This window comes from Thauera sp. (genome assembly GCF_034003485.1).
Classification (GTDB): domain Bacteria; phylum Pseudomonadota; class Gammaproteobacteria; order Burkholderiales; family Rhodocyclaceae; genus Thauera.
Genome location: NZ_JAVEYL010000033.1, coordinates 15,705 through 31,035 on the forward strand (window position 1 = coordinate 15,705; position 15,331 = coordinate 31,035).

The 15,331-nt window shown below is 66.9% G+C and carries 15 protein-coding genes; 13 read left to right on the forward strand and 2 right to left on the reverse strand.

Features of this window, described 5'->3' with window-relative positions:
- Positions 1-52 precede the first annotated feature (52 nt).
- The 11 genes from RBT54_RS15745 to RBT54_RS15795 all read left to right on the forward strand — a co-directional run bounded on the left by RBT54_RS15745 (position 53) and on the right by RBT54_RS15795 (position 9,859).
- Positions 53-2,113, forward strand: coding sequence for a sigma-54-dependent Fis family transcriptional regulator (locus tag RBT54_RS15745; RefSeq protein WP_320368008.1), 2,061 nt, complete (start codon positions 53-55; stop codon positions 2,111-2,113).
- Between the two features lie 143 nt (positions 2,114-2,256).
- Positions 2,257-2,736: a 4Fe-4S dicluster domain-containing protein gene (locus RBT54_RS15750; protein ID WP_320368009.1), complete on the forward strand. Its 480-nt coding sequence runs from the start codon at positions 2,257-2,259 to the stop codon at positions 2,734-2,736.
- A 12-nt stretch (positions 2,737-2,748) separates the two neighbouring features.
- Complete coding sequence (locus tag RBT54_RS15755; protein ID WP_320368010.1) at positions 2,749-4,596, forward strand: aldehyde ferredoxin oxidoreductase family protein; 1,848 nt, start codon at positions 2,749-2,751, stop codon at positions 4,594-4,596.
- A 59-nt stretch (positions 4,597-4,655) separates the two neighbouring features.
- A complete protein-coding gene (locus tag RBT54_RS15760; protein ID WP_320368011.1) occupies positions 4,656-5,945 on the forward strand; it encodes an NAD(P)/FAD-dependent oxidoreductase in 1,290 nt (429 codons plus the stop codon).
- Between the two features lie 22 nt (positions 5,946-5,967).
- Entirely contained in the window at positions 5,968-6,225 is a 258-nt protein-coding gene (gene thiS / locus RBT54_RS15765; RefSeq protein ID WP_320368012.1) for a MoaD/ThiS family protein, read from the forward strand.
- A gap of 3 nt (positions 6,226-6,228) precedes the next feature.
- Complete coding sequence (locus tag RBT54_RS15770; RefSeq protein ID WP_320368013.1) at positions 6,229-6,537, forward strand: hypothetical protein; 309 nt, start codon at positions 6,229-6,231, stop codon at positions 6,535-6,537.
- Between the two features lie 33 nt (positions 6,538-6,570).
- The gene (locus RBT54_RS15775) at positions 6,571-6,858 is read left to right on the forward strand and encodes a DUF1330 domain-containing protein (RefSeq protein WP_320368014.1); all 288 of its coding nucleotides are present in this window, start codon (positions 6,571-6,573) and stop codon (positions 6,856-6,858) included.
- Positions 6,859-6,971: 113 nt separating this feature from the next.
- A complete protein-coding gene (locus tag RBT54_RS15780) occupies positions 6,972-7,676 on the forward strand; it encodes an ABC transporter permease (protein WP_320368015.1) in 705 nt (234 codons plus the stop codon).
- A gap of 7 nt (positions 7,677-7,683) precedes the next feature.
- On the forward strand, positions 7,684-8,418 hold the full coding sequence (locus RBT54_RS15785; RefSeq protein ID WP_320368016.1) for an ATP-binding cassette domain-containing protein: 735 nt from the start codon (positions 7,684-7,686) through the stop codon (positions 8,416-8,418).
- A 190-nt stretch (positions 8,419-8,608) separates the two neighbouring features.
- Positions 8,609-8,839 (forward strand): hypothetical protein, encoded by a 231-nt coding sequence (locus tag RBT54_RS15790; RefSeq protein ID WP_320368017.1) that lies wholly within the window; start codon positions 8,609-8,611, stop codon positions 8,837-8,839.
- Positions 8,840-9,124: 285 nt separating this feature from the next.
- The gene (locus RBT54_RS15795) at positions 9,125-9,859 is read left to right on the forward strand and encodes a discoidin domain-containing protein (protein WP_320368018.1); all 735 of its coding nucleotides are present in this window, start codon (positions 9,125-9,127) and stop codon (positions 9,857-9,859) included.
- 85 nt (positions 9,860-9,944) lie between these two features.
- Here RBT54_RS15795 and moaC read toward each other — a convergent pair whose 3' ends face one another.
- The gene (gene moaC / locus RBT54_RS15800; RefSeq protein WP_320368019.1) at positions 9,945-10,433 is read right to left on the reverse strand and encodes a cyclic pyranopterin monophosphate synthase MoaC; all 489 of its coding nucleotides are present in this window, start codon (positions 10,431-10,433) and stop codon (positions 9,945-9,947) included.
- Between the two features lie 124 nt (positions 10,434-10,557).
- Here moaC and RBT54_RS15805 point away from each other — a divergent pair, with 124 nt between their 5' ends.
- Both RBT54_RS15805 and RBT54_RS15810 read left to right on the forward strand, forming a co-directional pair.
- Positions 10,558-11,997, forward strand: a complete 1,440-nt coding sequence (locus tag RBT54_RS15805; RefSeq protein WP_320368020.1) for a M48 family metalloprotease — start codon at positions 10,558-10,560, stop codon at positions 11,995-11,997.
- A gap of 107 nt (positions 11,998-12,104) precedes the next feature.
- Positions 12,105-12,335, forward strand: coding sequence for a sulfurtransferase TusA family protein (locus tag RBT54_RS15810; RefSeq protein WP_320368021.1), 231 nt, complete (start codon positions 12,105-12,107; stop codon positions 12,333-12,335).
- Positions 12,336-12,493: 158 nt separating this feature from the next.
- On the opposite strand, the gene RBT54_RS15815 is transcribed toward RBT54_RS15810, so the two are convergent.
- The coding region (locus RBT54_RS15815) for a valine--tRNA ligase (RefSeq protein WP_320368022.1) at positions 12,494-15,331 on the reverse strand (2,838 nt) is incomplete at its 5' end.

Consider the following 15,331-nt stretch of genomic DNA (forward strand, 5'->3'; position numbering starts at 1 on the left):
GCAGCCGGCCGCGGACATCGCGGTCAGGTCGCCCGGAGGAGACGTGAGGACGATGGGGCAGTTATCGGCTGTGGACGCGGGTCGCGACCAGCGTTTCAGGCTCGCGCGCAAGCAGTTCTTCGAAGACGGGGCGTGCCCGGACGAGGGCGTGCCGGCGCTGATCCTGAATTCCTGGCAGCGCTGTCGCGAGTTGGGTGTGGATCGCGCCAACCGCGAGGCGCGCGAGCATGGCGAGCGCGCGCGACTGGCGGACGTGCGCGAGCGCAACGCGCGCCTGGTGGAGCACGCCAGTGGCGTCATGGAGCATGTGTTCGAGCAGATCCGGGCCTCGGGCAGCGTGGTGCTGCTGTCCGACCCGCAGGGGATGATCGTGCACAGCCTCGGTGATGCGGATTTCGTCGACCGCGCCAACCGCGTCGCGCTGCAGCCCGGCGCGTGCTGGAGCGAGGCGGCGCGCGGCACCAACGCCATCGGTACCGCCATCGTCGCCAATGCGCCGGCGGTTGTGCTCGGCGCCGAACACTACCTGGACCACAACGGCTTCCTGTCCTGTACGGCGTCGCCGATCTTCGATCCGCGCGGCACCCTCGCCGGCGTGCTCGACGTGTCCTGTGACCAGCGCATGCATCAGCGCCATTCGCTCGGGCTGGTGCGCCTTTCGGTGCAGTTGATCGAAAAGCGCCTGTTCGAGACCGAGTTCGCCAACGAGATCCTGGTCGCCTTCCACGAGCGCCCCGAATACGTCGGCAGCCTGCAGGAGGGCCTGCTCGCGGTCACGCCCGAGGGCGTGCTGGCCGGGGCGAACTCGATCGCGCGCGAGTGGCTGGCGCAGCGCCTGGATGGGGGCGGCGCCTCGTTCGCCGAGCTCTTCCGCCACGGCCTGGGCAAGATCGCCGACCGCGCGCAGAACTCGAGCGATGCGCTGATCCGTCTCGTGCTGCACGACGGGTCGCACCTGTACGTGCAGTTGCGTTCGCTGCGGCCGCAGATCGGCGCCTTCGTCGGCGAGACGCGCAGGGTTGCCGAAGCCGCGCGCGCGCCGCGGTCGGCGCCGGCGGCGACGAGCACGCGATGCACGCTCACTTCGCTCGCCACCGGTGATGCCGGCATCGGGCGCGCGCTCGACCGGGCGCGCCGCATCCTCGGCAAGGACATCCCGCTGCTCATCCAGGGCGAATCCGGGGTCGGCAAGGAGCTGTTCGCGAACGCCTTCCACAACAGCGGGCCGCGCGCCGACAAGCCCTTCGTGGCGCTCAACTGCGCGGCGGTGCCGGAAACCCTGATCGAGTCCGAACTTTTCGGTTATGTCGGCGGCGCCTTCACCGGCGCGCGCAAGGAAGGCGCGCTCGGCAAGATCCAGCAGGCCCACGGCGGCACCCTGTTCCTCGACGAGATCGGCGACATGCCGCTTGGCATGCAGGCGCGACTGCTGCGCGTGCTGCAGGAGCGCTGCGTGACGCCGGTGGGCTCGGTGAAGTCGGTCCCGGTCGACATCTCGCTGGTGTGTGCCACCCACCGCGTGCTGCGTGATGCGGTGGCGCGCGGCGATTTTCGCGAGGACCTCTATTACCGCGTCAATAGCCTCACGGTCAGCCTGCCGCCGCTGCGCGAACGCAGTGACATCCGCTGCATCGTCGAGCGCATCCTGGAACGCGAAGCGCGCGATGCCGGGCTCACCGGCGTGCGCATTGGCGAGGAGGTGATGCGTTTCATCGAGCGTTACAGCTGGCCGGGCAACTTGCGCCAGTTGCACAACGTGATCCGCGTCGCGGTCGCGCTGCTCGATGCGGACGAGACCGAAATCCTGCCCAGTCATCTGCCGGAGGAGCTGTTCCTGTCCGATGCGGCGGAGCAGGCGCCCATGGCTGCCCCGCAGCCGTGTGCGGAGCTGGCTCCCGGTGCGATGCTTTCGCTCGCGTCGGAGCGTTCGGGTCCGCGTCGGCTCGATCAACTTGAAGTCGAGCTCATCGAACGCGTGATGCGGGAAGTCGGCGGCAACCTGTCTGCTGCCGCGCGACTGCTCGGTGTCAGTCGCAATCGCCTGTACCGGAAACTGGGGCGCAGTGGAAGCGCGGAGGGGGGCAGTGGAGAAGGGGGCAGTGAAGAAGGGTAATCCCAGGTTGACCTTCATTGGGCACAACTTATGCTTGGTTCTGCATAGGTGCTTTGCCCTGTGAGGTACCTGTGGGTCGTCGGGAGCAGGTGTCCGATCCGGCGACCGATTGCATCAACCAATAACGAATCAGGAGACGATCGATGTGGAAAGCACTGCACATGGATCCCGCGAAGTGCACCGGCTGTCTGCAATGCGAGATGGCTTGTTCTTACGAGCACACCGGGGTCATCAATCCGAGCAAGTCGCGTATCAAGGTGTTCAACTTCGAGCACGAGGGCCGCAAGGTGCCCTATACCTGCACGCAGTGCACCGAAGCCTGGTGCCTGAACTCCTGTCCGGTAGACGCGATCCGCATCGATCTCAGCACCGGCGCCAAGATGGTGTTCGAGGACACGTGTGTCGGCTGCAAGGTGTGCACGATCGCCTGCCCGTTCGGCACGATCAACTACAACCAGGACAGCGGCAAGGTGCAGAAGTGCGACCTGTGCGAGGGCAACCCCGCCTGCGCCACTGCCTGCCCGACCGGCGCCATCACCTATGTGGACGCCGACTGGACCGGCATCGACAAGATGCGCGCCTGGGCTGCCAAGGCCAACACCCCGGCTTCGGCCGCTGCCTGAGGAGGATGCGTCATGGGATGGAATCGTAAAGTCCTGCGCGTGAACCTCACCGCAGGCACCTGTACCGAAGAGCCGCTGAACATGCAGTGGGCCGACGAATACCTCGGCTCGCGCGGCCTGGCGACCAAGTACCTGGTGTCCGAGATCGACCCCAAGGTCGATCCGCTGTCGCCCGACAACAAGATGATCATGGCCACCGGGCCGCTCACCGGCACGATGGCGTCCACCGGCGGGCGCTATACCGTCGTCACCAAGGGGCCGCTGACCGGCGCGATCGCGTGCTCGAACTCGGGCGGCTTCTTCGGCGCCGAGATGAAGTTCGCCGGCTGGGACATGGTGATCTTCGAGGGCAAGTCGGCCAAGCCCGTGTGGCTCTACATCGAGAACGACAGGGCCGAGCTGCGCGACGCCGCCGGCCTGTGGGGCAAGAGCTGCTGGGAAACCGAGGAGAAGATCAAGGAAACGCTGCAGGACCCGCTGGTGCGGATCTCCTCGATCGGCGTCTCGGGCGAGAACCAGGTGCTTTATTCCTGCATCGTCAATGACCTGCACCGTGCCGCCGGCCGCTCCGGCGTAGGGGCGGTGATGGGCTCGAAGAACCTCAAGGCGGTGGCGATCCGCGGCACCAAGGGCGTCTCCGGCATCAAGGACTTCGGCGCCTTCATGAAGGCCACCACCGAGGCCAAGAAGGTGCTCGCAGACAACGCGGTCACCGGCCAGGGCCTGCCCAAGTACGGCACCCAGGTGCTGATGAACGTGATCAACGAGATGGGCGCGCTGCCCACCCGCAACCACCGCGACGTGCAGTTCGAGGACGCCTCCAGGATCTCCGCCGAGGCCATGCACGAGAAGCGCGAGTCCGACGGCAAGACCCACCTGGTCACCAACGCCGCCTGCTTCGGGTGCACCATCGCGTGCGGGCGCATCTCCGAGATCGACAAAACCCACTTCACCGTCAAGAACAGCCCGAAGTACTGGGGCGCCTCCGGCGGCCTGGAATACGAGGCCGCGTGGGCGCTCGGCGCTGCCAACGGCGTGGGCGACCTTGAGGCGCTGCAGTACGCCAACCTGATCTGCAACGAGCAGGGCATGGACCCGATCTCCTTCGGCGCCACCGTCGGCGCAGCGATGGAGCTTTACGAGCTGGGCATCCTGACCGACGACATCATCGGCATGGCTGCGCCCTTCGGCTCGGCCGAGGCGCTGGCGAAGATGGTCGAGATGACCGCGCTCGGCGAGGGCTTCGGCAAGGAGCTCGGCATGGGCAGCAAGCGCCTGTGCGAGAAGTACGGCCGTCCCGAGCTGTCGATGAGCGTCAAGGGGCAGGAATTCCCCGCCTACGACTCGCGCGGCATCCAGGGCATGGGCCTCGCCTACGCCACCTCCAACCGCGGCGCCTGCCACCTGCGCGGCTACACCGTGGCATCCGAAGTGCTCGGCATCCCGGTCAAGACCGATCCGCTCACCACCGACGGCAAGCCCGAGCTGGTAAAGGCCTTCCAGGACGCCACCGCGGTGTTCGACTCGGCCGGCATCTGCGTGTTCACCAGCTTCGCGTGGACGCTGGCCGACGTGCAGCCGCAGGTGGCCGCGGCGTGCGAGGGCGACTGGAGCATGGAGAAGTTGAACGAGGTCGGCGAGCGCATCTGGAACATGGAGCGCATGTTCAACAACGCCGCCGGCTTCACCGCCAAGGACGACAATCTGCCGCCGCGCCTGACCCAGGAACCGGCCAAGACCGGCCCGGCCAAGGGGCTGGTCAACGGCCTGGCGAAGATGCTGCCGGAGTATTACCAGGTGCGCGGCTGGACGCCGGGGGGCGAGCCGACGACCGAGACGCGGACCCGTCTGGGGCTGTGATGTTGTAAGCGTATGCGGGCGCCTCTCGGGGCGCTCGCCTTCCGTCTGAGGACGCTCCAATGAAACACCTGATTCTCGGCAACGGCCCCGCGGGCGTCGTTGCTGCCGAAACCTTGCGCAAGGTCGCACCGGCCGACGACATCCTGATGGTCGGTTACGAGGACGCGCCGCCGTATTCGCGCATGGCGATTCCCTACCTTCTGGAAGAAAACATCGACGAGGCAGGGACTTACCTGCGTAAGGATCCGGGCCATTTCGAACGCCTGCGCATCCGCCAGTTGCGCGGCCGTGCGGTGGCACTCGACACCGTAAAGCGCAAGGTCCTGTTCGACGACGGCCACTTCGAACACTACGATCGTCTGCTGATCGCCACCGGCTCGCACCCGGTGCGCCCGCCGATTCCCGGCGTCGACCTGCCCGAAGTGCAGACCTGCTGGACGCTGGCCGATGCGCGCGCGATCGCCGCGCTCGCCAAGCCCGGCGCGCGTGTGCTGCAACTGGGCGCCGGCTTCATCGGCTGCATCATCATGGAGGCGCTCGCCAAGCGGGGTGTGCAGCTCACCGTGGTGGAGATGGGCGATCGCATGGTGCCGCGCATGATGACACCCAAGGCCGGCGGCATGATCAAGCGCTGGGTCGAGGACAAGGGCATTCGCGTCGTGACCTCTGCGGGCGTGGAGCGCATCGAGCGCGGCAGCGATGTGGGCTCCGATGCGCCGCTTGTGGCCGGGCTGTCGACCGGCGATCGGCTCGAATGTGATCTGCTCATCGTGGCCGCGGGCGTAGCGCCCAACGTCGGCTTTCTCGACGCGACGCCGGTGCATGTCGCCAAGGGCGTGCTGGTTAACGACCACATGGAAACCAGCGTGCCCGGCATCTTCGCCGCCGGCGACGTCGCCGAGGCGCCGGACCTGTTCACCGGCGCCCATCTGGTGTCGGCGATCCAGCCCAACGCCGCCGACCAGGCGCGCATCGCCGCCACCAACATGGCGCGCGACTCGGTGCACGAATCGCGCCTCAACGGTGTGCTGGCGATCAACGTGCTCGACACGCTCGGGCTGATCTCGTCCTCCTTCGGCCAGTGGTGGGGCGAGAAGGCCGAGGCCGGCGGCAGCGGCGTGGAGATGGTCGACGAGGGGCGTTACCGCTACCTGAGCCTGCAGTTCAAGGACGACGTGCTGGTCGGCGCCACCTCGATCGGGCTTACCCAGCATGTGGGTGCGCTGCGCGGGCTGATCCACGGCCAGGTGCGGCTGGGCGACTGGAAGGAGCGCCTGCTCGCCAACCCGCTCGCCTTCGTCGATGCCTACGTCGCACGCAGCCAGCAGCCGATGGCGCTGGCGCGCTGAGGGGGTGATTTTGGAGACCCGCGTGACGATCCGCATCGCCTTCAAGCTCTTCGCCTCGCTGTCGGACTATCTGCCCGACGGCCACCGCGGCAACCGTCTCGAGCTCGAGGTGGACGAGGGCATCACGGTGGCGGAAATGATCCGCCGCTACAACGTGCCCGAGCGCAGCGCGCATCTGGTGCTGGTCAACGGCCACTTCGTGCCTCCTTCGGAGCGGTCGCGCAGGCGTCTGGTCGACGGTGACGAGCTCGCCATCTGGCCGCCGATCGCGGGCGGCTGAGCGGTGGCTTTCATCAATGGCCCGGTGCCCGAAGCCTTCGAGCGCCGGGTCACCGCCACTGCGCGTGAATTCGAACGGGATCTGCGCCAGGCCTGGCCGGTGGTGGAGGGCGGCGCGGCGGGCTTGCGCTTCAGCCTGCAGGACGGCGCGCAGAGCCTGGTCATCGACATCGAGCCCGCCGGCGTGCGCCGGCTGGGTCTGTTCGAGCTACCGCAACTGGACGTGCGCTATCGCTTCGGCCCCGGCGACGAAGCCGCGCGCCGCGCCTTGCTGGCGCGGCTCGATCGCGCGATGCAGAAGGGTGGCGGTTGATCTGCAACACAATCAATTTCTGGAAGCCCCTCCATGAGTGACGCATACGTCGTCGGCCAGATCACGGTGAAGAACGCGCAGATGTGGGCTGAATATCGGGGCAAGGTTCCGCAGACCTTGGCCCCCTGGGGCGCGGAGCTGGTGTTTCGTGGTCAGCAGGTGGCCGCGCTCGCCGGCGAGAGCCCCCACTCGGACATCGTCGTGATCCGCTTTCCCAGCGTTGCGGCGGTGAATGACTGGTTCTCGTCGCCGGCCTATCAGGCGCTGATCCCGCTCCGGGAGCAGGCGGCGGATGTGCTCCTGCTGTCCTACGAAACTTAAGCCCGGGGGCATTTCGTGCGCGTCTTCGACGCGCACGCGAGCCGCCCCCGCGCCGGGCTGAAGCCGTACCCGGCGTTCCGGCCGGCGCGGGGTTTCGGGTATGCTCCGGGCCGATGTCCGCCTTCACCGCCACCTTCTCCGACGCCCTTGCGCTGCTTGCCACCTTCGACCACGCCGTGGCCGAGATCGTGGTGCTGTCGCTGCAGGTCAGCGGTGCTGCGGTCGTTCTGGGCACGCTGATCGGCCTGCCGCTCGGTGCCTGCATCGCGGTGGGGCGGTTCCCCGGCAAGAGCACGCTGTCGGTGCTGGTCAACGGCCTGATGGGCCTGCCCTCGGTGGTGGTGGGCGTGGTGGTGTACCTGCTGCTGTCGCGCTCGGGGCCGTTCGGTGGCTTCGGGCTGTTGTATACGCCGCTGGCAATGGTCATTGCGCAGACGCTGCTCGTGATTCCGCTGATGGCGGCGATCACGCGTCAGGTGGTCGAGGACGTGTGGCAGCGCTATGCCGAGGAACTGCAGTTGATGCGTTTCTCATGGTGGGACAGCGTGACCACGCTGCTCTACGACTGCCGCCATTCGCTGCTGGTGGCGGTGCTCGCGGGTCTGGGGCGGGCGATGAGCGAAGTGGGTGCGGTGATGATCGTGGGCGGCAACATCGACCGCGCGACCCGCGTGATGACGACCGCGATCGCGCTCGAGACGAGCAAGGGCGACCTGGCTCTGGCGATCGCGCTGGGCATCGTCCTCATCGTGATCATCCTGGCGCTCAATGCGCTCGCGTTCATGCTGCGCCACTGGGCGATGCGGCGTTATGGCTGAGGCGGCGATGGCGATCTTTCCCCTGTGCATCCGCGACCTGCGCTACCAGCCCAATGGCCGCGAGGTGCTGGCAGGCATCGACCTGGAGCTCGGCGACGAGGGCATCACGCTGGTGCTCGGCCCCAACGGCGCTGGCAAGAGCGTGTTGCTGCGCGTGATCTGCGGTCTGGTACAGCCGAGTTCGGGCAGCATGGCCTGGGGCTCGGAGCGAGGGACGCGGCCGGCGCAGGGCGTGATGATGGTGTTCCAGCGCCCGATGATGCTGCGCGCCTCGGTGGTGCACAACGTGGCGCTCGGCCTCAAGCCTTTCGAGCTGTCGCGGCGTGAACGCGAGGTGCGCGCGCTGGCGATGCTCGAGCGCATCGGCCTGGCGGACCGCGCCGGCGACAGCGCGCGCCAGCTCTCCGGTGGCGAGCAGCAACGCCTGGCGCTGGCACGCGCCTGGCTCACCAGGCCGCGCCTGCTCTTGCTCGACGAGCCCACGGCCAGCCTGGACCCGTCGGCCAGTGCGGCGGTCGAACGCATCATCCGCGAGATCCGCACCGACGGCACCCGCATCCTGATGGTGACGCACAACCTCGGCCAGGCCACGCGCCTGGGCGACGACATTGTCTTCATGGCGGCCGGGAAGGTGTGCGAGCACACCGCGGTTCAGCCCTTCTTTGCGCGCCCGCGCTCGGACGAGGCGCGCCTTTTCATCCAGGGAGAATTGCCATGGCGCATGCGTTTCCCGGGTCCCTGAGACGCAGCCTGATCGCGACCGCTGCGGTGGTGCTGCTGGGCACGGTCGGGGCGACTTGCGGTGTGGTTGCGCGCGGGCCGGCGCAGACCCAAACCGCGAGCGAGGCATCTGAAGCGACACCTGTCGCGGTCGCTGAGCCGGCGCATCCGGGACCTGCGCCCAAGCGGCCTTTTCTTGCCGAGGGCGTGAAATGAAAGACAGGCCGGCCCGTATGCCGCTGTCGGCGCTCGTCCTCTTCGTGCTCGCAGCCCTGGCGCTGATCCCGGCGCTGATGTGCTTCGCAGGGGAGGGTGCGCGCCTGCATCCAGCCCTCTCCGACCCCATGGCCGGGCTCGCCTTCCTCGTCTCGGCGATCGCGCTCGCCGGGTCGGGCGCGTTTCCGCTCGTCCTTGCCCGCCTGGCTCGGCGGGATGGTGAGTAGCGGAACTGTCGGGATCCTTTACGCTTTCGATAAGTGAATCCGATCGACGAGCACGGTGTCCTGCCGCCTTCCGGTCCTATGCGTGACTTTTGTCACGCAATCTGGCGGGCTGCTCCGTGAATCCCCGTCCAATGTGGCCCCGCTTGGGTTTCAGGGGGCTGAACTGTCGGTATTTCTTACACACTGCCGTCATGCGCTCAGGTGTTTGTACTGAGGGTCCGGGTTTCAGACGGTGGCACGGGCATTGCTTAGAAATAAATAGCTTCAATACCGCAGAGGGACAATATGAAAAAAATGCTCTTGACGCTCGCGCTTGCGCTGATCGGATCCGCTGCAGTTGCGGCGCCTGTGCAGGTGCCCGTAAGCGAAATTTCCACTATCGGAAACGGCAACGCAATCAAGAACGGTGCCGCCCTGATCGCCGATGGTGAGATCCCGGCTGAGGGCAGCGCGTGGAATGGGGATACGAGCGCCTATTGGTCTGGCACTGGCACGTCGAAGATGATCACGTTCGACTTCGGTCAGGAGTATGAGCTTCACGACCTGGTGCTGTCGGTGGGTTACAACAACAACTACCTGGTCGAGGTGTCGTTGGACCCGAGTCGCGACGGTTGGTCCGAATTGCTCTTCGTTCCCTGGTATCGGGGCGAGCAATGGTCTGGCATGGAAACCATCAGCACGGTCGCCGGTGATCCAGAATACGTCGGCGAAATTGAACTCGGGTTCTTTTCGTTCGCTGCGATCGATTTCGAGCCGGTGAACGCACGCTATGCGCGTATCAGTGGCGTCGCTGGCCGCAGCATCCTTGGGTTCGGTCCTGACAACAATAAATACGCGGTAGGCGAGTTGACCTTCTATGGCAAGCCCGTCCTGGCTGGCGCGGCGGGGGCCGCGTCCGAGGACGAGCAGGGCGGCGTGGCTGCAGCCAGTGTCAACCTGGTCCCGGAGCCGGGCACCCTTGCACTGCTCGCCGCCGGTTTGCTGGGTGCTTGCGTGAGTCCGAGAAGGCGGCGCGTCTGAACGGGGAGGCGCTTCAGGGCGCCTGTCCTGTAGTTCGACCTACTGCAAGCACCTGACGGCCGACCGGCATTTGCCGCTCGGCCGTCTAGGCTTTCCAGTGCCCCGACTTGCCGCCGAGCTTCTCCATCAACTGGATGCCGTCCATGCGCATCCCGCGATCGACCGCCTTGCACATGTCGTAGATGGTGAGCAGGCCGACATTCACCGCCGTCAGTGCTTCCATCTCGACCCCGGTGCGGCCGACGGTTTCGGCGGTCACCGTGCAGCGGATGGCGTGCCCGGGCTCGTCGAGCTCGAACTCGACCGCCACGCGGGTGAGCGGGATCGGGTGGCAAAGTGGAATCAGCTCGCTGGTGCGCTTGGAGGCCTGGATCGCCGCGATGCGCGCGATACCGAGCACGTCGCCCTTCTTTGCACTGCCCGATTTCACCATCGCGAAGGTCTCCGGCAGCATCACGATGCGGCCGGTGGCGATGGCCACGCGGCGGGTTTCGGTCTTGGCGCCGACGTCGACCATGTGGGCCTGGCCGTCGGCATCGAAGTGGGTCAGCGCGCTGGAATTCTGTGTGGTCATGGTGCGTCTGCAGGACGGCGCCCGATGCCGATGCATGTCGCGCGACCGCTGGTGCGGGCCGCAAAAACACACCGATACATCGAGCAGGGGAACGGGTTCGGATCGGCGGGTATCATAGCACCCGATGATGCGCCGACCTCTCGCCCTGCTGCTCAGCCTGGCGCTGGCCCTGCCAGCCCCGATGACTGCCTTCGCCTACGACCTGCCCGACCTGGGGGACGTGGCGTCGTCAGAGTTTTCGCCTGCGGCCGAGCGGCGCATCGGCGAGCAGATCATCAGCCAGATCCGCTGGCGCGATGCGGCCTATCTCGATGACCCCGAGGTCGAGGAATACGTGAACCGGCTCGGCCACCGGTTGGCGGCGGCGAGCAACAATCCGGCGCAGGACTTCGATTTCTTCGTCGTGCGCGACCCGACGCTCAATGCCTTCGCGCTGCCCGGCGGCTATATCGGTGTGCACGCCGGCCTGATCCTCGCAGCGCAGACCGAATCGGAGTTCGCTTCGGTGCTCGGGCACGAAATCGCCCACGTCACCCAGCGCCACATCGCGCAGATCGTGGGCAAGCAGAGCCAGTCGGCCATGCTGATGGTGGCCTCGCTGCTGGTGGCGGTGCTCGCCGCGCGCAGCAATTCGGACGTGAGCCAGGCGGCGATCGCCGCGGGGCAGGCCGGCGCGATCCAGTCGCAGCTCGGCTACACGCGCACCTTCGAGCGCGAGGCCGACCGCGTCGGGCTGGAGACGCTGGCCGGTGCGGGGCTGGACGTGCGCGGTATGGCGAGCTTTTTCGAGCGCCTGCAGCGCAACACACGGGTGTATGAGAACAACGCACCGGCCTATCTGCGCACCCACCCGCTGACCACCGAGCGCATCGCCGATATCGAGAACCGGGTGGCGAGCATGCCCTACCGGCAGGTGCTCGACTCGGCGGACTTCCGCTACGCCCGCGCCAAGCTGCGGGCGATTGCGGGGCAGCCCGCCGAGGCGGTGACGGATCTGCAGGACCAGTTGGCGCGTGCGCCGCAGGATGATGCGCTCGACTATGGTCTTGCGCGTGCCCTCTTGCGCGCGGGCCAGCTCGATGAGGCCGAGCAGCGCATCGCGGCACTGCGCAAGTCTGCGCCGGCGTCGTCGTGGGTCGAAGGCCTGGCGGCAGAAGTTCGGCTGGGACGCAAGGATGCCGCCGGCGCAGTGCGCACGCTGGAAGCGGCCCAGAAGCAGTTTCCGGCGAGTCGAAGCCTCGCCTATGCGCTCGCTGACGCCCGCATCCACGCCGGACAGGCGCGCGAGGCAGCGGCCGGCGTGCGCCGCATGATCGATACCCGCAACAGCGACCCGCGTCTGTGGCAACTGCTGTCACGGGCGCACGCCGAGCTGGGCCAGCGCACGGCCCAGCACCGCGCGCAGGCCGAGGTCTATGTGCTGCGTGGCAGCCTGCCGGCGGCGATCGAGCAACTGGAGATCGCGCGCAAGGGCGGTGATGGGGACTTCTACGAATTGTCCGCGGTCGACGCGCGGATGCGCGAGCTCAAGCAACGCCTGCTCGAGGAAAAGCGCGAACGCTGACCGAGCTGCCCGGTGCTCGGTTCCGGGTGTGCGTTCCTGCCTTTCGACACCCGCCGGCATCCATTAGAATCCGGCGCTCTACTCAAACCAAGAACAGAGGACAAAGGATGAATTTCGACAAGGAAGTGGATGCCCGGGGGCTCAACTGTCCGTTGCCGATCCTGCGCGCCAAGAAGATGCTGGCCGAGATGCAGTCCGGCCAGGTGGTGCGTGTTGTCGCGACCGACCCGGGTGCGGTGAAGGACTTCCAGGCTTTCGCACGCCAGACCGGTAACGAGCTGGTCCAGCAGGGCGAGACGGCGGACAAGGCGTTCGAGTTCTTCCTCAAGCGCAAGTAAGCGCCTTTCACCCGTGTAGGGCGGTCAAGGCACCAACGAGGGTGGGCGAAAGCCCGCTTTTTTTCGCGGGCAAGTCCGCCCCCACAGCGCGGCTCGAGTGAGCCCGATCGACAGTGGGAGCGGGCTTGCCCGCGAACGATGGGGCGCTACAGCTCGGCTCAGCCGCCGAGCTTCGCCAACTGCGGCTTGAGCTGATCCACCGTGGCCTTGAAGCCCGCGAGGCGATCGCGCTCCTGCTGGACCACGGCCGCCGGGGCGCGGTCTACGAAGCTGGCATTGCTGAGCTTGCCTTCGGCCTTGACGATCTCGCCTTCGAGACGGGCGATCTCCTTGCCGAGGCGCTCGCACTCGGCGGCGACGTCGATCTCCACCTTGAGCATCAGGCGCGTCTCGCCCGCCACCGCAACCGGTGCCAGTTCGTCGGCGCCGATCTCATCGACCACCTGCACGTCCGACAGCTTGGCCAGGCCGGCGAGGTAGGGCACGTAAAGGGACAGCGCGGCCTTGTCGCCGGCAGCCACCAGCGGCAGGCGCTGCGCGGGGGAGATGTTCATCTCGCCGCGCAGGTTGCGGCACGCATAGATCATCGCCTTGAGCTCGGTGACCTTGGCCTCGGCGGCCTCGTCGATGCGCTTCATGTCGGCCTGCGGGTAGCGGGCCTGCATCAGGCTGTCGGTGTCCTTGCGGCCGGCGAGCGGCGCCACCGTCTGCCACAGCTCTTCGGTGATGAAGGGGATCAGCGGATGCGCCAGGCGCAGCACGGTCTCGAGCACGCGCAACAGCGTGCGGCGGGTGGCGCGCTGCTGGGCCGGCGTGCCGGTCTGGATCTGCACCTTGGCGAGCTCGAGGTACCAGTCGCAGTACTCGTCCCACACGAACTCATACACCGCACGCGCGACAAGGTCGAAGCGGTAGGCCTCGAACTGCGTGGCGACTTCGGCCTCGGTGCGCTGCAGGCGCGACACGATCCAGCGGTCGGCGAAGGAGAAGTCGAGCACCTCGGTGGAACAGGCGACGTTGTCGCCGATGCCGCAGTCCTGGCCCTCGCAGTTCATAAGCACGAAGCGGGTGGCGTTCCACAGCTTGTTGCAGAAGTTGCGGTAGCCCTCGCAGCGCGCGAGGTCGAACTTGATGTCGCGGCCCGGGCTGGCGAGGCTGGAGAAGGTGAAGCGCAGCGCGTCGGTGCCGAAGGCGGGGATGCCCTCGGGGAATTCCTTGCGCGTCTTCTTCTCGATGCTCTGCGCCTGCTTCGGGTTCATCAGGCCGAAGGTGCGCTTCTTGACCAGCTCGTCGATGCCGATGCCGTCGATGAGGTCGATCGGGTCGAGCACGTTGCCCTTGGACTTGCTCATCTTCTGGCCTTCCGCGTCGCGGATCAGGCCGTGCACGTACACATGCTTGAAGGGGATCTTGCCGGTGATGTGCTTGGTCATCATGACCATGCGCGCCACCCAGAAGAAGATGATGTCGAAGCCGGTGACGAGCACCGTGGACGGCAGATAGAGGTCGAGGGCATCGTTACTTTTCTCGGGCCACCCGGCAGTCCAGTCCAGGGTCGAGAACGGCCACAGCGCCGACGAATACCAGGTGTCGAGCACGTCGTCTTCCTGGCGCAGGTGGCCGGCGTCGTGGCGGGCATGCAGCAGCGCCAGGCGCTCGGCGATTGCCGGGTAGTCGGCGGTGGTCTGGCCCTGGCGCTGGCGCGACTGCACCTCGGCGGTCAGTGCGTCGATCTCGGTCTGCAGCTCGGCCTTCCAGGCGCCGATCGCCTCTTCCTCGCAGGTGGCGACGAAAATCTTGCCTTCTTCGTCGTACCAGGCCGGGATGCGGTGACCCCACCACAGCTGGCGCGAGATGCACCAGTCCTGGATGTTGTTGAGCCACTGGTTGTAGGTATTGACCCAGTTCTCGGGGTAGAACTTGATCTCGCCCGATGCGACGACGTCGAGCGCCTTCTGGGTGATGCTCTTGCCGTCCGCGCCGGGCTTGGACATGGCGACGAACCACTGGTCGGTCAGCATCGGCTCGATGACCACGCTGGTGCGGTCGCCGCGCGGGACCTGCATCTTGTGCGCCTTGATCTCGAGCATCAGCCCGAGTTGCTCGAGCTCTGTGACGACCTTGTCGCGCGCCGGCACGCGATCCAGGCCGGCGACGCTGGCCGGCATGGGCACGCCTTCGAGCGTGATGCCGTCGGTGGTGTAGCGCTCGGCGACCGCGGGCACGCTGCCTGCGAGCGTGAGCACCACGATCATGTCGAGCTTGTGGCGCTGGCCGACCGCATAGTCGTTGAAGTCGTGCGCGGGCGTGACCTTGACGCAACCGGTGCCGAACTCGCGGTCGACGTAGTCGTCGGCGATGATCGGGATGTGGCGGCCGGTGAGCGGCAGAGCGACGGTCTTGCCGATGAGGTGGGCGTAGCGCTCGTCCTCGGGATGCACCATCACCGCGACGTCGCCGAGCAGGGTCTCGGGGCGGGTGGTGGCGACGGTCAGGCCTTTCAGGTCACCGATCGGACCGTCCGAGAACGGATACAGGATGTGGTAGAGCTTGCCGTCCTCTTCCTCGGACACCACCTCCAGATCGGACACCGCGGTGCCGAGCTTCGGGTCCCAGTTCACCAGGCGCTTGCCGCGGTAGATCAGGCCCTCGTTGTACAGGCGCACGAAGGTCTCGGTGACCGTCTTCGACAGGCCCTCGTCCATCGTGAAGCGCTCGCGCTTCCAGTCCGGACTGGTGCCCAGTCGGCGCATCTGGCGGGTGATGGTGCCGCCGGAGTATTCCTTCCACTCCCACACCTTCTCGAGGAACTTCTCGCGGCCGAGGTCGTGACGGCTGATGCCCTGGGCGTCGAGCTGGCGCTCGACGACGATCTGGGTGGCGATGCCGGCGTGGTCGGTGCCCGGCTGCCACAGCGTGTTGTCGCCGCGCATGCGGTGGTAGCGCGTGAGCGCGTCCATGAGCGTCTGGTTGAAGCCGTGCCCCATGTGCAGCGT

What these genes read in the sequence shown, in the direction of transcription:
- RBT54_RS15745 (WP_320368008.1), top strand. Translation starts at nt 53, where the DNA reads ATGGGGCAGTTATCGGCTGTGGACGCGGGTCGCGACCAGCGTTTCAGG.
- RBT54_RS15750 (WP_320368009.1), top strand. Translation starts at nt 2,257, where the DNA reads ATGTGGAAAGCACTGCACATGGATCCCGCGAAGTGCACCGGCTGTCTG.
- RBT54_RS15755 (WP_320368010.1), top strand. Translation starts at nt 2,749, where the DNA reads ATGGGATGGAATCGTAAAGTCCTGCGCGTGAACCTCACCGCAGGCACC.
- RBT54_RS15760 (WP_320368011.1), top strand. Translation starts at nt 4,656, where the DNA reads ATGAAACACCTGATTCTCGGCAACGGCCCCGCGGGCGTCGTTGCTGCC.
- RBT54_RS15775 (WP_320368014.1), top strand. Translation starts at nt 6,571, where the DNA reads ATGAGTGACGCATACGTCGTCGGCCAGATCACGGTGAAGAACGCGCAG.
- RBT54_RS15780 (WP_320368015.1), top strand. Translation starts at nt 6,972, where the DNA reads ATGTCCGCCTTCACCGCCACCTTCTCCGACGCCCTTGCGCTGCTTGCC.
- RBT54_RS15785 (WP_320368016.1), top strand. Translation starts at nt 7,684, where the DNA reads ATGGCGATCTTTCCCCTGTGCATCCGCGACCTGCGCTACCAGCCCAAT.
- RBT54_RS15790 (WP_320368017.1), top strand. Translation starts at nt 8,609, where the DNA reads ATGAAAGACAGGCCGGCCCGTATGCCGCTGTCGGCGCTCGTCCTCTTC.
- RBT54_RS15795 (WP_320368018.1), top strand. Translation starts at nt 9,125, where the DNA reads ATGAAAAAAATGCTCTTGACGCTCGCGCTTGCGCTGATCGGATCCGCT.
- moaC (WP_320368019.1), bottom strand. Translation starts at nt 10,433, where the DNA reads ATGACCACACAGAATTCCAGCGCGCTGACCCACTTCGATGCCGACGGC.
- RBT54_RS15805 (WP_320368020.1), top strand. Translation starts at nt 10,558, where the DNA reads ATGATGCGCCGACCTCTCGCCCTGCTGCTCAGCCTGGCGCTGGCCCTG.
- RBT54_RS15810 (WP_320368021.1), top strand. Translation starts at nt 12,105, where the DNA reads ATGAATTTCGACAAGGAAGTGGATGCCCGGGGGCTCAACTGTCCGTTG.